This is a genomic window from Orbaceae bacterium lpD04 (genome assembly GCA_036251935.1).
GTDB lineage: Bacteria > Pseudomonadota > Gammaproteobacteria > Enterobacterales > Orbaceae > Orbus > Orbus wheelerorum.
Genome location: CP133967.1, coordinates 300,558 through 317,219 on the forward strand (window position 1 = coordinate 300,558; position 16,662 = coordinate 317,219).

At 38.1% G+C, this 16,662-nt stretch carries 14 protein-coding genes, 1 tRNA gene and 2 rRNA genes; 11 read left to right on the plus strand and 6 right to left on the minus strand.

What is annotated here, in order from left to right; translation table 11 throughout:
- The first annotated feature begins 337 nt into the window (after positions 1 to 337).
- The 4 genes from RHO14_01345 (at position 338) to RHO14_01360 (ending at position 5,705) form a co-directional block, all read left to right on the plus strand.
- A 23S ribosomal RNA gene (locus RHO14_01345) occupies positions 338 to 3,240 on the plus strand.
- A 155-nt stretch (positions 3,241 to 3,395) separates the two neighbouring features.
- Positions 3,396 to 3,511, plus strand: a 5S ribosomal RNA gene (gene rrf / locus RHO14_01350).
- Positions 3,512 to 3,711: 200 nt separating this feature from the next.
- The gene (locus RHO14_01355; protein ID WVD71457.1) at positions 3,712 to 4,404 is read left to right on the plus strand and encodes a response regulator transcription factor; all 693 of its coding nucleotides are present in this window, start codon (positions 3,712 to 3,714) and stop codon (positions 4,402 to 4,404) included.
- Between the two features lie 8 nt (positions 4,405 to 4,412).
- Positions 4,413 to 5,705 carry an ATP-binding protein gene (locus RHO14_01360; GenBank protein ID WVD71458.1) on the plus strand — a complete coding sequence of 431 codons (1,293 nt, stop codon included), beginning with the start codon at positions 4,413 to 4,415 and terminating at the stop codon, positions 5,703 to 5,705.
- A 3-nt stretch (positions 5,706 to 5,708) separates the two neighbouring features.
- On the opposite strand, the gene RHO14_01365 is transcribed toward RHO14_01360, so the two are convergent.
- Positions 5,709 to 6,428: a M15 family metallopeptidase gene (locus RHO14_01365; protein ID WVD71459.1), complete on the minus strand. Its 720-nt coding sequence runs from the start codon at positions 6,426 to 6,428 to the stop codon at positions 5,709 to 5,711.
- 116 nt (positions 6,429 to 6,544) lie between these two features.
- Here RHO14_01365 and RHO14_01370 point away from each other — a divergent pair, with 116 nt between their 5' ends.
- From RHO14_01370 to RHO14_01380, 3 genes are read left to right on the plus strand one after another with little or no spacing between them, the layout of a single operon-like run.
- Complete coding sequence (locus tag RHO14_01370) at positions 6,545 to 7,732, plus strand: bifunctional tRNA (adenosine(37)-C2)-methyltransferase TrmG/ribosomal RNA large subunit methyltransferase RlmN (GenBank protein ID WVD71460.1); 1,188 nt, start codon at positions 6,545 to 6,547, stop codon at positions 7,730 to 7,732.
- A gap of 18 nt (positions 7,733 to 7,750) precedes the next feature.
- The gene (locus RHO14_01375) at positions 7,751 to 8,386 is read left to right on the plus strand and encodes a hypothetical protein (protein ID WVD71461.1); all 636 of its coding nucleotides are present in this window, start codon (positions 7,751 to 7,753) and stop codon (positions 8,384 to 8,386) included.
- A gap of 30 nt (positions 8,387 to 8,416) precedes the next feature.
- Entirely contained in the window at positions 8,417 to 8,983 is a 567-nt protein-coding gene (locus RHO14_01380) for a manganese efflux pump MntP family protein (protein WVD71462.1), read from the plus strand.
- A gap of 108 nt (positions 8,984 to 9,091) precedes the next feature.
- Here the strand turns inward: RHO14_01380 and groL are convergent, their stop codons facing one another.
- The 3 genes from groL to RHO14_01395 form a co-directional block, all read right to left on the minus strand.
- Positions 9,092 to 10,735, minus strand: a complete 1,644-nt coding sequence (gene groL, locus RHO14_01385) for a chaperonin GroEL (protein WVD71463.1) — start codon at positions 10,733 to 10,735, stop codon at positions 9,092 to 9,094.
- A 46-nt stretch (positions 10,736 to 10,781) separates the two neighbouring features.
- Positions 10,782 to 11,075: a co-chaperone GroES gene (locus tag RHO14_01390; GenBank protein ID WVD71464.1), complete on the minus strand. Its 294-nt coding sequence runs from the start codon at positions 11,073 to 11,075 to the stop codon at positions 10,782 to 10,784.
- Positions 11,076 to 11,233: 158 nt separating this feature from the next.
- A complete protein-coding gene (locus RHO14_01395) occupies positions 11,234 to 11,671 on the minus strand; it encodes an FxsA family protein (protein ID WVD71465.1) in 438 nt (145 codons plus the stop codon).
- Between the two features lie 199 nt (positions 11,672 to 11,870).
- On the opposite strand from RHO14_01395, the gene RHO14_01400 reads away from it, so the two are divergent.
- Positions 11,871 to 11,946, plus strand: a tRNA-Phe gene (locus RHO14_01400).
- A 154-nt stretch (positions 11,947 to 12,100) separates the two neighbouring features.
- Complete coding sequence (locus RHO14_01405; GenBank protein WVD71466.1) at positions 12,101 to 12,697, plus strand: hypothetical protein; 597 nt, start codon at positions 12,101 to 12,103, stop codon at positions 12,695 to 12,697.
- Between the two features lie 84 nt (positions 12,698 to 12,781).
- Here the strand turns inward: RHO14_01405 and RHO14_01410 are convergent, their stop codons facing one another.
- Together RHO14_01410 and RHO14_01415 are read right to left on the minus strand one after the other, a co-directional pair.
- Positions 12,782 to 13,270, minus strand: a complete 489-nt coding sequence (locus RHO14_01410) for a hypothetical protein (GenBank protein WVD71467.1) — start codon at positions 13,268 to 13,270, stop codon at positions 12,782 to 12,784.
- Positions 13,271 to 13,351: 81 nt separating this feature from the next.
- Positions 13,352 to 14,548 (minus strand): MFS transporter, encoded by a 1,197-nt coding sequence (locus RHO14_01415; protein WVD71468.1) that lies wholly within the window; start codon positions 14,546 to 14,548, stop codon positions 13,352 to 13,354.
- Positions 14,549 to 14,657: 109 nt separating this feature from the next.
- Between RHO14_01415 and RHO14_01420 the strand changes: the two genes are divergently transcribed.
- Positions 14,658 to 15,575 carry a LysR family transcriptional regulator gene (locus tag RHO14_01420; GenBank protein ID WVD71469.1) on the plus strand — a complete coding sequence of 306 codons (918 nt, stop codon included), beginning with the start codon at positions 14,658 to 14,660 and terminating at the stop codon, positions 15,573 to 15,575.
- A gap of 151 nt (positions 15,576 to 15,726) precedes the next feature.
- Complete coding sequence (rlmA, locus tag RHO14_01425; protein WVD71470.1) at positions 15,727 to 16,545, plus strand: 23S rRNA (guanine(745)-N(1))-methyltransferase; 819 nt, start codon at positions 15,727 to 15,729, stop codon at positions 16,543 to 16,545.
- Positions 16,546 to 16,662 lie beyond the last annotated feature (117 nt).

The window sequence follows — 16,662 nt, forward strand, 5'->3', positions numbered from 1 at the left end:
ATTTAGAATAAAATAAAAACAATTGAAATATATTTTCATTTTTTTTCAAAATTAGAGTTGTGTTATTAAAAAATCTATACTAATATAGCGCCCACTTCAGAGATGAGACAGTATTAAAGTTTAGAAGTAATAAATAAAGCGATATTTCGCTACTTATTTATGAGGGTATGTAAATATGCTCTAATAAATAATGCTCTTTAACAATATGGAACAAGCTGAAAGAAACGAGTTCTCGTTTTATTTGAAGTTTGATGTAGATGAAAATCTAGATTGATATTTTAGATAAGATAGAGAAAAAAAGCGAAATTGAGAAAACTGAGACAACTGTAAGTTGTAAGGTTAAGAAATTAAGCGTACACGGTGGATGCCTAGGCAATCAGAGGCGAAGAAGGACGTGTTAATCTGCGAAAAGCGACGGTGAGCTGGTAAAAAGCGCTATAGCCGTCGATATCCGAATGGGGAAACCCAGTATAGGTAACTATACTATCCTTAACTGAATAAAATAGGTTAAGGAGGCAAACCGGGAGAACTGAAACATCTCAGTACCCCGAGGAAAAGAAATCAACCGAGATTCCCAAAGTAGCGGCGAGCGAAATGGGAGGAGCCCAAAGCGGGTAGCTTAGTGTGTAAATGGAAGCGTCTGGAAAGTCGCACGACAGAGGGTGATAGTCCCGTACATGAATATGCATTAAGTGGAAGCTTGAAGAGTAGGGCGGGACACGTGGTATCCTGTCTGAATATGGGGGGACCATCCTCCAAGGCTAAATACTCCTGATTGACCGATAGTGAACTAGTACCGTGAGGGAAAGGCGAAAAGAACCCCGGCGAGGGGAGTGAAATAGAACCTGAAACCGTGTACGTACAATCAGTGGGAGCATCTATATGGTGTGACTGCGTACCTTTTGTATAATGGGTCAGCGACTTATATTCTGTAGCGAGGTTAACCGAATAGGGGAGCCGTAGGGAAACCGAGTCTTAACTGGGCGAATGAGTTGCAGGGTATAGACCCGAAACCCGGTGATCTAGCCATGGGCAGGTTGAAGGTTGGTTAACACTAACTGGAGGACCGAACCGACTAATGTTGAAAAATTAGCGGATGACCTGTGGCTGGGGGTGAAAGGCCAATCAAACCGGGAGATAGCTGGTTCTCCCCGAAAGCTATTTAGGTAGCGCCTCATGTATAACTGTTGGGGGTAGAGCACTGTTTCGGCTAGGGGGCCATCCCGGCTTACCAACCCGATGCAAACTCCGAATACCGACAAGTTGAGCATGGGAGACACACGGCGGGTGCTAACGTTCGTCGTGAAGAGGGAAACAACCCAGACCGCCAGCTAAGGTCCCAAAGTCATAGTTAAGTGGGAAACGAAGTGGGAAGGCTTAGACAGCTAGGATGTTGGCTTAGAAGCAGCCATCATTTAAAGAAAGCGTAATAGCTCACTAGTCGAGTCGGCCTGCGCGGAAGATGTAACGGGGCTAAACTATGCACCGAAGCTGCGGCAGTGTGTGAATAACATATTGGGTAGGGGAGCGTTCTGTAAGCCGTCGAAGGTGAACTGTGAGGTTTGCTGGAGGTATCAGAAGTGCGAATGCTGACATAAGTAACGATAATGCGGGTGAAAAGCCCGCACGCCGGAAGACCAAGGGTTCCTGTCCAACGTTAATCGGGGCAGGGTGAGTCGACCCCTAAGGCGAGGCAGAGATGCGTAGCTAATGGGAAACGGGTTAATATTCCCGTACTGAATGTGACTGCGATGGGGTGACGGAGAAGGCTAGGTTTACCGGGATAGGTCCGCAAGGAGCCCGGGTTAAGCATGTAGGGGTGTGATTAGGCAAATCCGGTCACTAAAACTCTGAGATGTGATGACGAGGCACTAAGGTGCTGAAGTAATTGATGCCCTGCTTCCAGGAAAAGCCTCTAAGCTTCAGGTCATATTTAATCGTACCCGAAACCGACACAGGTGGTCAGGTAGAGAATACTCAGGCGCTTGAGAGAACTCGGGTGAAGGAACTAGGCAAAATGGTGCCGTAACTTCGGGAGAAGGCACGCTGATGGTAATTGAAATCCCGCGCGGACGTAGGTGAAATCAGTCGAAGATACCAGCTGGCTGCAACTGTTTAATAAAAACACAGCACTGTGCAAACACGAAAGTGGACGTATACGGTGTGACGCCTGCCCGGTGCTGGAAGGTTAATTGATGGGGTTATCAGTAATGAGAAGCTCTTGATCGAAGCCCCAGTAAACGGCGGCCGTAACTATAACGGTCCTAAGGTAGCGAAATTCCTTGTCGGGTAAGTTCCGACCTGCACGAATGGCGTAATGATGGCCAGGCTGTCTCCACCCGAGACTCAGTGAAATTGAATTTGCCGTGAAGATGCGGTGTACCCGTGGCAAGACGGAAAGACCCCGTGAACCTTTACTATAGCTTGACAGTGAACATTGAGCCTTAATGTGTAGGATAGGTGGGAGACAATGAATTGTGGACGCTAGTCTGCATGGAGTCGACCTTGAAATACCACCCTTTAATGTTTGATGTTCTAACGTAGAGCCCTGAATCGGGCTTGCGGACACTGTCTGGTGGGTAGTTTGACTGGGGCGGTCTCCTCCCAAAGAGTAACGGAGGAGCACGAAGGTTAGCTAATCCTGGTCGGACATCAGGAGGTTAGTGCAATGGCATAAGCTAGCTTGACTGCGAGAGTGACGGCTCGAGCAGGTACGAAAGTAGGTCATAGTGATCCGGTGGTTCTGAATGGAAGGGCCATCGCTCAACGGATAAAAGGTACTCCGGGGATAACAGGCTGATACCGCCCAAGAGTTCATATCGACGGCGGTGTTTGGCACCTCGATGTCGGCTCATCACATCCTGGGGCTGAAGTAGGTCCCAAGGGTACGGCTGTTCGCCGTTTAAAGTGGTACGCGAGCTGGGTTTAGAACGTCGTGAGACAGTTCGGTCCCTATCTGCCATGGGCGTAGGAGGATTGAGGGGGTTTGCTTCTAGTACGAGAGGACCGAAGTGAACGCACCGCTGGTGTTCGGGTTGTAATGCCAATTGCATTGCCCGGTAGCTACGTGCGGAATAGATAAGTGCTGAAAGCATATAAGCACGAAACTAGCCCCGAGATGAGTCCTCCCAGAGTTTACTCTGTAAGGTCCGTTTGAGACTAAGACGTAGATAGGTCAGGTGTGTAAGTGTAGCGATACATTGAGCTAACTGATACTAATGAACCGAGAGTCTTAACCTTACAACTTAGAGTTGTTTCAAATCTCAAAGAGAATTTCGGCTTGAACTGTATTGAGTATATGGTGATGATGTAGAGTGGGTATAAAGATATTTTATTATATAGAAATATTTATATTTATGATTAACTCATCGTTATATAAGAGAAAACGAGTTATGTCTGGCGGCAATGTTGCGGTGGTCCCACCTGATCCATGCCGAACTCAGAAGTGAAACGCCGTGAAGCCGATGGTAGTGTGGGGGTTACCCCATGTGAGAGTAGGTCACCGCCAGACTTTTAATATTAAGAAGCCCCTTGCCGTTTGGTAAGGGGCTTTTTTCATTTGTTAAAATTTTATTTTCCATTATAAATTGTTGATTTAATTTAAATTTTCATCATTATTACGCATTTCGTGTAATTTTTTAGTAAAAAGAACTGACTTTTTTCCCATCTTATTGATAATATAGATCATCCACAACTATTCTCTATATTACTATGATTAATATTCTACTGATTGATGATGATGTTGAACTTTCGCAAATGCTAAGTGAATATTTGACTAATGAGAGCTTTAAAGTAACGGCAGTTTACACTGGACAAGAAGGTATTGATCAAGCTTTGTCAGGTAAATTTAAAGCGGTAATTTTAGATATTATGCTACCTGATATAAATGGTATCGATGTTCTAAAAAATATTCGCCAAGCGATTAATATTCCTGTCATTATGTTAACAGCAAAAGGTGATAACATTGATCGAGTATTAGGATTAGAGTTAGGCGCCGATGATTATGTTCCTAAACCTTGTTATCCACGAGAGCTGCTAGCACGATTAAGAGCAGTATTAAGGCGTGTTGATGAGCAGGCTGCTCAAAGTCAAGGTGAAGCAAATAGTAAAAAATATGAACTACATAATTTAGTGCTTGATATCCCACAGCGGCAGTGTCGTTGGAATGATGTCGTCATTGAATTAACATCAACAGAATTCAACTTGCTTGCTTTATTAGTTAAGAATCAAGATCGAGTTGTAACTAAAGAAGAACTTTCTGAAGTTGGTTTAGGCCGAGCAAGGGAACTTTATGATCGAAGTGTTGATGTTCATATTAGTAATATTCGTCAAAAATTACATCAGCTGACCAAAGATGCTGTAACGATTGAGACAATAAGAGCCGTTGGTTATAGAATTAGATAGTGACATTGATGAATCGACGCCTGTTTTGGAAAATCCTTATAATTTTCTGGGGGATTTTCTATCTCACTTTTCAGCTCACATGGATTGGATTTACGTTTTATCTTGAAAGTCGTGAACCACGAACGTATTACCATATCCCGACGAAAGTTGAAATGATTGCACAATTAGTGCAAATATCAGGTGAGCAAGAGGCGACTAATTTTATCACCCATTTATCTGAGCCTGAGCGCGGATGCTTTTTTATTACATTATTTAATTCACAAGATGAGCATCTAGCGTTAACGTCTGACACAATGAATGACAGCTCATTCATTTATCAAAAAACAGCCATAGCGCCCGATGGGCTGACATATTTAATTTCTTACCAAGACAATGATAAAAGTTATGGTAAAGGTATTATATTTAATATGCCTGTTCCGATGTTTTTGATGGGTATTGCTGGTGGTTTATTTTTCAGCCTCTTTTTAGCTTGGAACTTAACTCGCCCAATGAAGCTACTAAGAGAAGGTTTCTATCGGGTATCACAAGGCGACCTATCAGTAAGGCTTTTTGATAAGCTTAAAAAGCGCCATGATGAGTTAAGTGAGTTAGCACTAGATTTTGACTCAATGGTTGAACAACTCAATATTCTCATTTCCGACCGACAAGCGTTATTGCATGATGTTTCCCATGAGCTGCGAACTCCTTTAGCTCGTTTACAACTGGCGATTGGACTTGCTCAACAAAATAAACAAAACATTGATAATTCATTGCAGCGTATTGAACTCGAATCACAACGCTTAGATACGCTAATTGGTGAAATATTAAATTACTCTCGAACAGAAATCAGTATTCCGCTTGATGAATATTTTGATCTTAAAGACTTAATTACCGTGGTTGTTGATGATGCCAAATATGAAGCAACCCCGCAGGGCATTATTATTAATTTCACATCAGCCCCTTTGATCCATACTATAATCAAAGGTAATTCCGAGCAGATCCGCCGCGCAGTTGAAAATATTATTCGTAATGCGATCCGTTTTTCTGAATCAGGGCAGCAAATTGATTTAGTATTAAAAGAGAGTGGTCGCTACTTACAAATTGATGTCAGCGATAATGGGCCGGGCGTTGAAGAGCATAAATTATCGAGTATATTTGAACCTTTTGTTCGCATCCAGTCACCTCAATTAGGCAAAGGGTATGGTTTAGGACTTGCTATCGCAAGAAAGATCATCATTATGCATAATGGTACCACACAGGCGCGTAACAAAGCATCTGGTGGTTTAATTATGACAATCAAGCTTCCTTACTGGCGAGCTTAAATATTAATAACAATCTTTACTTACATCAAGTACATATTCTTGCAATAGAGCCTTCAATTTAATTTTATTGTGACCAGCAAAATTTAATTTAGATATTATCGCTTTATCATCTTGTTGTAAGATATGTTTATATTGCTGAAGATAGTTTTTTGCAATTGGTTTATAAGACCAATGCCACTCTTCGGGATTATAGCCACCCTCTCGGCCCTCACTAAACGGCTGACAAAATCCATATTTTGGCATGTTTTCTAGTAGCCATTGATATAAAATCTCCCCTTGCTTTGTACTGCGAAAATAGTCTGAAGAGACACTTGTAATATCAACATCTGTTCCCCAATGATGCCTTGAACTTCCTGGCATTGATGAGTATTTTAAAATATCTTTCGCTGTATCTTGCTCATTTTTTAACTTAGGAAAAAGGGTGTCCCACTTACGCTGCCAAATGCCATTTTGATAATTATAGTTGCGTGTCGCACTGACAATAATAAATGGATTATTCGGATATTGCTTTTTAAAGTCATGGTAGGCTTTTATAAGTTGCTCTGTCGGTTCTTTTTGTAGATACATACCAGATTTATTGACTGGCAGTACAGTACTATCAAGTGCAACAAACTCTTGATCTAATTTTTCATTAAATTGACCAATTAATTTTTCGAGTGGGATTGTATTTGCCATAGTGATAAACGGTAACACCATTAAAATTAATAAACTGTATTTTTTCATGCGATCTAAGACGTAATTATTCGAATATTATTAGCCAGATGGATTGTAAAACAGTATAATCCTTCCTCAATTTTTGTCATATATTTTTTCGCCATAATGTGTAAAAACGAGGCCTTATGTCTACAAATACTTTAGATAATGCTCAACTTGAGCCATGTCATTTACCATCAGCTAATGATAGTTCATCAGATAAAGTCAATTTATTGGATTTTACTCGCCCACAATTGAGAGAGTTCTTTAAAAATATGGGTGAGAAACCGTTTCGTGCAGATCAAGTCATGAAATGGATGTATCACTTTGGTTACGATGATTTTGAGTTAATGACTGATATTAACAAAACATTACGTGATAAACTTAAAACCATCGCTGAAATTAAAGCGCCAGAAGTTGCGCAAGAGCAGCGCTCATCTGATGGTACGATTAAATGGGCATTAGATGTTGGCAATAATCAGCTAATTGAATGCGTTTATATTCCTGAGCGTGATAGGGCAACCTTATGTGTATCTTCACAAGTCGGGTGTGCACTTGCATGTAAATTTTGTTCAACGGCTCAGCAAGGATTTAACCGTAATTTGCGTGTTGCAGAAATTATAGGACAAGTATGGCGAGCCTCAAAAATTATTGGTGTTACAGGTAAACTCATTGACCGCCCAATTACCAATGTGGTTATGATGGGAATGGGGGAACCACTGCTTAATTTATCTAACGTTGTTCCAGCTATGGAAATTATGCTAGATGATTTTGCTTATGGATTATCAAAACGTCGCGTCACATTGTCGACGTCAGGTGTTGTACCTGCTTTAGATAAAATGGCTGGCATGATCGACGTTGCACTTGCTATTTCGCTACATGCCCCAAATGATGAAATTCGTAGTCAAATTATGCCAATTAATGATAAATATAATATGGCGACTTTGCGTGATTCTATTCATCGTTACCTTGCGGTATCTAATGCTAATCATGGTAAAGTAACTATCGAGTATGTACTACTTAATCAGGTTAATGACGGCGTTGAACATGCGCATCAGCTTGCACAGTTTTTAAAAAATACCCCATGTAAGATTAACTTAATTCCATGGAATCCATTTCCTGGTGCGCCATATTCACGAAGTTCTAATACCCGTATTGATCGGTTTATGAAAACATTAATGGAATATGGTTTCACTGTAATTGTACGTAAAACGCGTGGTGATGATATTGATGCAGCTTGTGGACAGCTAGCTGGCGATGTGCTTGATAGAACTAAACGAACTAAATTAGTTAAATCAACATTATCGCAATCGTTTATTGATGTCAGGCAATAACATGAGTAGATAAATACTATGTTTAAATCACTATTATATGTCGCAATATGCTTATTATCACTTGTTAGCTTAGCAAGCTGCCACTTTACGCCAGAGCAGCAACAAGAGTTTGATCCTGAGCTTGCCGCGTTAGCAAGGTTAAAATTGGGCTTGGGATATTTAGCACAAGCGAAGGATTCAACCGATAAATCGAATGAAGATATTAAACTTGCACACTATAATCTTACATTAGCGAATAAATACTCGCCTAATAACCCGAATGTTATGCTTGGAATGGCGTTATTTGATCAGCATGTTGGTGAGCTTCAAGAGGCTGACGTGATTTATCAAACGATAGTTAAAATGCAGCCAACTAATGGTTTGTACCGAATCCATTATGGCACTTTTCTATGTGGCATGGGGCATTATCAAGAGGCTCGAGGCCAATACAAAATAGCAATTAGCCTTAATCGACCACAGTGGAAGATGGATGGGCTTGAACAGCTTGGCTACTGCGCGATTCAAAACACCGATATCGCCCAAGCGAATGAAGCATTTAAATCTCTATTTCAATATAATGCCAATAAACGGCAAGATGTGATAACTACGGCTGACATATATCGACAACAAGGTGACATACAAATTGCGAGATATTTATTAGCTATTAGTAAATAAAATAATGATAACAATAAAAGTTGGAACAATATGATGAATTTTTGGGCTATATTATTATTGGCATTTGCCATGTCGACTGATGCCTTTGCTGTTGCTGTTTGTAAAGGTGTTGCACTTAAAGTTCCTCGTTTTATTGATGCGTTCAAAGTTGGGCTATTATTCGGTTTCATCGAAGCTATCACACCAGCTCTTGGTTGGGTGCTCGGTTATATTGCGGTGCAATATGTTGAAAGGTGGGATCATTGGGTTATTTTTGCACTGATGCTCTTTTTAGGCGTCCGCATGATCTATAATAGTTTTAAAGAAGAAGAGTGCGCAGCCGATGAGCCACAAAGTGGTTCGCTTATTATGCTGATCTTAACTGCTATTTCAACGAGTATTGATGCATTTGCTGTTGGTATTGGACTTGCTTTGGCATCGGTAAATATTGCTTTTGCAGCTGGTATGATTGGTTTTGTTACTTGCGTAATGGTAACAATTGGTATTTTATTAGGTAAAAAAATCGGGTGTCTTATTGGTAAAAAGGCAGAATTACTTGGTGGTTTAGTACTCATTGCGATTGGTATTTTGACGCTTTATCAGCATCTAGTTTTATAACACAAGCTATTTTTTCACTATATTGATACCTTACAACAAAAAAATAACGAATAAAAAAACCGTAATCAATATTACGGTTTTTTTGTAGATAAAGGGTTGGAACTTAAATTACATCATTCCGCCCATACCACCCATGCCGCCCATACCTGCTGCGCCCATGTCGGCTTTATCTTCTTTTGGTAATTCTGCAATCATACATTCAGTTGTGATCATTAGACCCGCAATTGATGCTGCGTATTGTAATGCACTGCGTGTAACTTTAGTTGGATCTAAGATCCCCATTGCAATCATATCACCGTATTCTTCTGTTGAAGCATTATAACCGTAGTTACCTTGACCTGCTTTAACTGAGTTTGCAACGACAGATGATTCTTCACCACAGTTAGCAACGATTTGACGTAATGGCGCTTCCATTGCACGTAGAGCGACTTTGATCCCTACGTTTTGATCTTCATTGTCACCTTTTAAGTTAACAATAGAGCTTGCTGCGCGGATTAATGCAACACCACCACCAGCAACAACACCTTCTTCAACGGCTGCGCGAGTTGCATGTAGTGCATCTTCTACGCGTGCTTTTTTCTCTTTCATTTCAACTTCAGTTGCTGCGCCAACTTTAATTACCGCAACGCCGCCAGCTAATTTAGCAACGCGTTCTTGAAGTTTTTCTTTATCGTAGTCTGATGTTGACTCTTCAATTTGACCACGAATTTGTGCAACACGAGCTTCAATAAGTGATTGATCACCAATACCATCAATAATAGTTGTATTGTCTTTATTGATAACAACACGTTTTGCTTGACCTAAATCTTCAAGAGTTGCTTTTTCAAGCTCAAGACCGATCTCTTCAGAAATAACTGTACCAGCAGTTAAAATCGCAATATCTTGTAACATTGCTTTACGGCGATCACCAAAACCAGGTGCTTTAACCGCTGCAACTTTAACAATACCACGCATTGTATTAACAACTAATGTTGCTAATGCCTCACCTTCAACATCTTCAGCGATGATTAATAGTGATTTACCCGCTTTAGCTACCGCTTCAAGAACCGGTAATAATTCACGGATATTAGAGATTTTCTTATCAACAAGTAAAATGAATGGGCTATCTAATTCAACCGTTGCTGTTTCTGGTTTATTGATGAAATAAGGTGATAAATAACCACGATCAAATTGCATCCCTTCAACAACATCTAACTCATCTTGTAAGCCTGTGCCATCTTCAACAGTGATAACCCCTTCTTTGCCTACTTTTTCCATTGCTTTAGCAATTAATGTACCAACCGTTTCGTCAGAGTTAGCTGAAATAGTACCAACTTGTGCAATCGCTTTTGAATCTGAGCAAGGTTGTGATAATTTTTTAAGTTCTTCAACTGCTGCAATAACGGCTTTATCAATACCACGTTTTAAATCCATCGGATTCATGCCAGCCGCAACGGCTTTTAAGCCTTCATTAACAATAGATTGTGCAAGAACAGTTGCAGTTGTTGTACCATCACCCGCAGCATCGTTTGCTTTTGATGCAACTTCTTTAACCATCTGTGCACCCATATTTTCGAATTTATCTTCTAATTCGATTTCGCGAGCAACCGATACACCATCTTTAGTAATTACTGGTGAACCAAATGATTTATCTAAAACAACATTACGACCTTTTGGGCCTAAGGTTACTTTAACTGCATCAGCAAGCACGTTAACACCACGAAGCATTTTTACGCGAGCATCACTACCAAATTTAACATCTTTAGCTGCCATTCTTAATTCTCCTAAAATCTGTATTTTATTCTGTTAAATAACTTAATTATGCCTGAACAATTGCTAAAATATCGCTTTCAGATAGGATCAAAACGTCTTCATTATCAATTTTTTCAGTTTTAACGCCATAACCTTCATTGAAAATAACAATATCCCCAACTTTGACATCTAATGGTTGTACATGACCATTTTCTAAAATACGACCATTCCCAACAGCTAAGACTTCACCACGAGTAGATTTACCTGCAGCAGATCCCGTTAATACAATCCCGCCAGCTGATTTTGATTCACTTTCTTTACGTTTGATGATCACACGATCATGCAATGGACGAATTTTCATTAATTATTCTCCTACAATAAATTTTTAGTTAAATTTATACACAATAAGTTAAGGGAAAGACATAAAACGATTACATTTTATGATGTAGTGCGAAATAGATGGGGGTACTTTTTGCCACTTCAAGAGTGGCAATCAAAAAAAAATTTTTAATCGGCTATTTATTCATCATTTTTATGAGTGAATTGGCCTTCAATCACCTCATTATTATGGTTATTATTGGGTGAATTTGATTGATAAGTTTTTATGCTCATTTTCGGGACAATTCGTTTGACTAAAAAACGTTGAATAGGCGATAGTAATAAAAGTGCCCCTAAGATATCAGTAAAAAAGCCAGGAATTGATAATAACAATCCTGCTAATAGTAGTGAAACACTTTTTACTAACTCATCATTTGGATTTTCATTATTAGCCATTTTTTGCTGTATCAATGCTAAATTCTTTAAGCCTTGTGATTTAACTAATGATAAACCAATGACTGAGGTTGCAATAATACAAATTAGTGCTAATAAAACGCCAATCGAGTTTGCTACAGCAACAAAAAGACTAATTTCAATGTAAACATATAAAAACAATAGCACTAAAAATAACCAACGCATGTAATTTTATCCTTTTGTAAAAAATTATTGCTTAGATAATATAATGAGGCCGAGTTACTATTTTTCAATAAAATGGTTAAAGAATTATTAAATTTGAGCAAATTATCTATTTTTCGAGCAATCAGTAAGGTTTTTATAAAATAAATAATAAAATGGATTGACGAACAATCGGGAATCGTGTTTAATACGCTCCATTGTTGCCCGGATAGCTCAGTCGGTAGAGCAGGGGATTGAAAATCCCCGTGTCCGTGGTTCGATTCCGCGTCCGGGCACCAATCTTAAATAAAGAACACCAGCTTAAAGCTGGTTTTTTTATGTCTAAAATATTTGCTACAGAGTTTTTCTCATCGTCAGTTTTTTAATAAACATGGATTAACTAAAATTATAATTACATATCAAATTAAATTCTAAAAACCTGAAATAGCCAAAATGAAAATAATTACAGCTAATAGCTTTTATAAAGCTTGGTTAAACATCATTAAAAAGAATATTGTAGATGTATATTCTTGCTGGAATAGCCGTAAAGACTATACTAACCTCATTATTAAAAAGGATGATTCATTAATAACTCAAGTTTCAAAAGAACTCGATCTTATTTGTTATAATGCTGATTTTTATAGTATTGATAGTGTATTATATCGAAAAGAGGATTGGCTAAGTGGTTACGGTGGAGTTTTCCTACGTCATTTAGTTGTTGCTTTTGAGCATGAGAATGACTTTTTTAGTGGTTTATTTCAAGAAACTACACATTTACTCATAACCCAAGCTGATTTAAAAGTATTAGTTTCTTATCCTCCTCAAGAGCTTGATGAATTTACAAATAAACATATAAAAGATGAATTAAATAATTTGTATCAAATTATTCTAGGTAGTCCTTATGCAAATGAGATTTCTGAAAAAGAAAATTTTTTACTTATTTTAGGTAAAGATGATATTACTGATTTGAAAACTGATAATTGGCAAGAAGATGGTTATTGGAAAGGATTGGTATTTAAACTTGATGGCTGGAAAGCACTTACAATTTAATTGTACTAGTGCCGATTCAATCGAGCGATGAGTTTGAAAAAAGTCTCGAAGCTTCTTTTTTTCCATTTTTAGGTAGTTTCAACGTTAATTATTGGCGTTATTTTTATTTGGTATTTGTACTTCCGATTTTGAATCTAATTTTTCTAAAGGTTGAATAGAAATTATTTTCTTATCACCCTCAACTCTGGTTGAATAAACTTGAATTGGGATTTTTTCTCTTGGTTTTTTATTAAAGATAATATTACTTAAATATAAAGTCATGCTAATAATAGTCAAAAAGTAGCAAATATGTTTTAATCGTTTTCGTCGTTCATTTCTTGTAAGCGCATTAATGATGCAATTAAGCATTTCAGAGCTTTCTTCTTTATTTGTTGATATTATGACTTCCTTACCCTTATTTCTTCGCGTTCTATATTCATCGATGTAGTAAATCAATGAACCATCACTATTAATTTGGAAACTATCTTTACAGTAGTTTATTAATGAAATGGCTAGGATTGCGGTGGTTTCGGTCTCTGTTATTTTTTGTAATGTAATGTAGTTACTAACTATTTTTGCTTTATATTTATTCATTATTCCATATTCCTTACAAAAAGTGAGTTTGGTAAATTATTTGAATCATCGTAAATAATGTTACGCTTAACTTTGTTTATATTATAGCGATGATATTTGCCTACTTTTTCGACAAGGCTGATTGAATGAATAAAATTGCCACAATAAAGCGAAAACCGCTAGTAATGAGATTGCCATCCCGACCCAAGCTAGGTAAATTATTCCTAGGTTATTAATCGTAAATACTCCTACTATAGAACCTAATACTATGCCGGTATTGAAAGACGCAATATTCATTCCTGATACCACATCTAAAGATTGCGGAGCATAAAGAACGGCTAATTTCATTAGGCGTCCTTGTAATGGCGGAATAGCTGCATAAGTCGCTAAGCCTAATAATGCAGTTAATAATAACATCAAAAACCAATCGTATTGCAATAATCCGATACATGCAAGTATGCTGGTCAGCATTATTAATACAACTAATACTGCTTTATAAATCCCCCATTTATCCGTAAAATATCCACCTAAAACGTTACCAATCGTCGCGCCGATACCATAAGTTAACATTATTATGCCTAACTCGTCAGGTTTAATGATAGTGACGGTTAGCAATAATGGCGAAATATAACTATAAAGGGTAAAAGATCCTGCATAAGCTAATATTGTAACACTAGCACCAGCTAATAATTTCACATTCAACAATACTTTTAAATGACCCGAGCGAGTTATCGATATTTTTGTTGAGTCATCTAACTTACTTGGCATAAATAAAACTAATCCAAGCACCCCCATACTACTAAATCCTGCAATCACTAAAAAAATCATTTGCCATGTAAGCAAAGTGCCAAGCCACGTCCCGATAGGGACGCCTATTGACATCGCTATCGTCAAACCACCAAATACTAAAGCAAGAGCGCTCCCTGTTTTTTGATTAGGCACCAACCTTATTGCTACTCCAGATGTAACCGCTAATAATACGCCATGAGCAAGGCCTGAAAAAAAACGCGCGACTAATAAAAACATTAACTGCTCAACAAAAACGATAGCAAAATTTCCTAAAGTAAAAATTAGCATAGCAATAACTAAAACTTGCTTGCGTGACCAGTGAGTGGTCAATGCCGTTAATACGGGTGCACCGATAACAACACCCAATGCATAAATAGTTACAGCCATTGCAGCATGAGTGACTGGAGTATTTAAATCTTGAGCAATATTAGCAACTAAACCAATTGTAACAAACTCGGTAAATCCTATCGAAAAGGTACATAAAGAAAAAATAAAAATAACAAAGGGCATTTTTCTATTCTCATCACTAAATATATAAAAAAGTAATCAGTAGCTTAAATATTTTTTATTTGGTATAAAATAGGTAAAATCAAAAAACACTTATGATGAAATGGAATAAATGAACTTAAAAAACTTAGATGACCTTGTCGTTTTTTTAAAAGTTGTAGACTGCAAAAATTTTTCTATTGCAGCTAGAAACTTAAATATTGCACCAACTACAGTAAGCAAACAGATCCTAAGGCTTGAAAAAGCGCTTAATTGCACGCTTTTTGAACGAAACACTCGGAATCTTAAAATAACTTATGAAGGTACAGCGATTGTCGAGCTTGCGAGAACTGCAATAAGTTTGTTAGAGGAGGTTGATGAGGTAGCTAACGCTGGCAGCAAAGAACTTACTGGAAGTATAAAAATTTCAGCACCAATTGCTTTTGGAAGTAAATACCTTACCTATGACATCGCGAAATTTAGACAGCAAAATCCACACGTAGCATTTGAACTACAACTGACCGACCATATTATAGACCTCTATGATAAAGACATTGATCTGGCTATAAGGATTGGTCATTTAGCTGATTCCCGGCTTATTGCTAAAAAAGTAGCCGCGAGTTCCCGAATTTTGGTCGCTTCTCCTCACTACCTTGAAAAATATGGTACACCAACACTTCCCTCACAATTAAGTCAGCATAATTGCCTGATTTTTAGTTATCCGGGAGTTATTCATAACCAATGGCAACTTAATAATAAACAACAATCAATACTTGTTGAAGTAACTGGTAACCTATGCTCTGATAATGGTTATGTCCTTGATGCTTGGTGCTCGGCGGGGCTTGGAATAGCTTTAAGAGAAACATGGGCAATAGCCGACGACTTAAAAACAAAAAGGTTAATACGAGTCTTGCCAAAGTGGCAAGAACCATTAACCCCAATTAATATTGTTAGAGCGAAAAGAGAACCAGTACCTCGGCGAATTAGTGATTTTAGTGACTTTTTGTATCGACAATGGCAAGGGGCGACATGGAATTGCAAAAGTATATAACGCTATGAATTTTAATTTGATAGCGACTAAGATTTTTATCGTTAGCCACAAAAATATTAGCAGCACAATCAAAGAATATCACTGATTTTTACTCATCAGTATTTATGCTAGTATACACCACTAAAAATTTGTCAAATTAAGTGACCGAATAATGAGTTACCAATGTCCGCTATGCCAAACACCATTAGCCTTATCTCATCGTACTTGGCGTTGTATCAATAATCATTCGTTTGATATCGCTAAAGATGATTATGTTAATTTGATGCCAGTTCAACATAAACATTCTAAAGAACCTGGCGATAACCAAGATATGATGCAAGCTCGTCGTCATTTTTTAGATGCGGGGTATTATCAACCATTAAGAGATGCCGTTTACGATCTGTTTCAGCAACATATCTCAATAAATACAGCCGCTTTGTTAGATATTGGCTGTGGTGAAGGTTATTACACTGGCGGAATTATGCAGTACTTGAAACCATCATGTCCAGACTTGATGGTTTATGGTTTAGATATTGCTAAAGGGGCCGTTCGATCTGCGGCTAAACGTTATAAAGAGACTCATTTTTGTGTCGCATCAAGCTATCGTCTGCCTTTTACCGATCATTCTCTAGATGGTGCACTGCGTATTTATGCGCCATGTCAAGATACCGAGCTTGCGCGCGTAATTAAAAGCAGCGGAATATTAATTACTGTAACGCCAGCACCTCATCATCTTGAGCAGCTTAAAGCATTGATTTACCCTAATGTAAAATTACATAATGAGGCGATTGAACAAATTACCGGGTTTACCCTGCAAAAGCAACAACGGCTATCTTATCAGATGGCTCTTGACTGCGAACAGCGGCTTAATCTATTGAAAATGACCCCCTTTGGATGGCGCGCGAATGAAGAGGTAATACAAAAACTTATTGAGCTTACTGATTTTATCTGCGACGCTGATTTTTATATTTGTTTATATCGAAAAGAGTAATAAATTGTTCTATGCTAACGATGCTCAATATAGCGCTGGTTTTTGATTGAAAAGGCATATTAACAGGGCGAAAGTTAACAAAATTTAGCATTATTTATGGGTAAATAGGCATCAAAC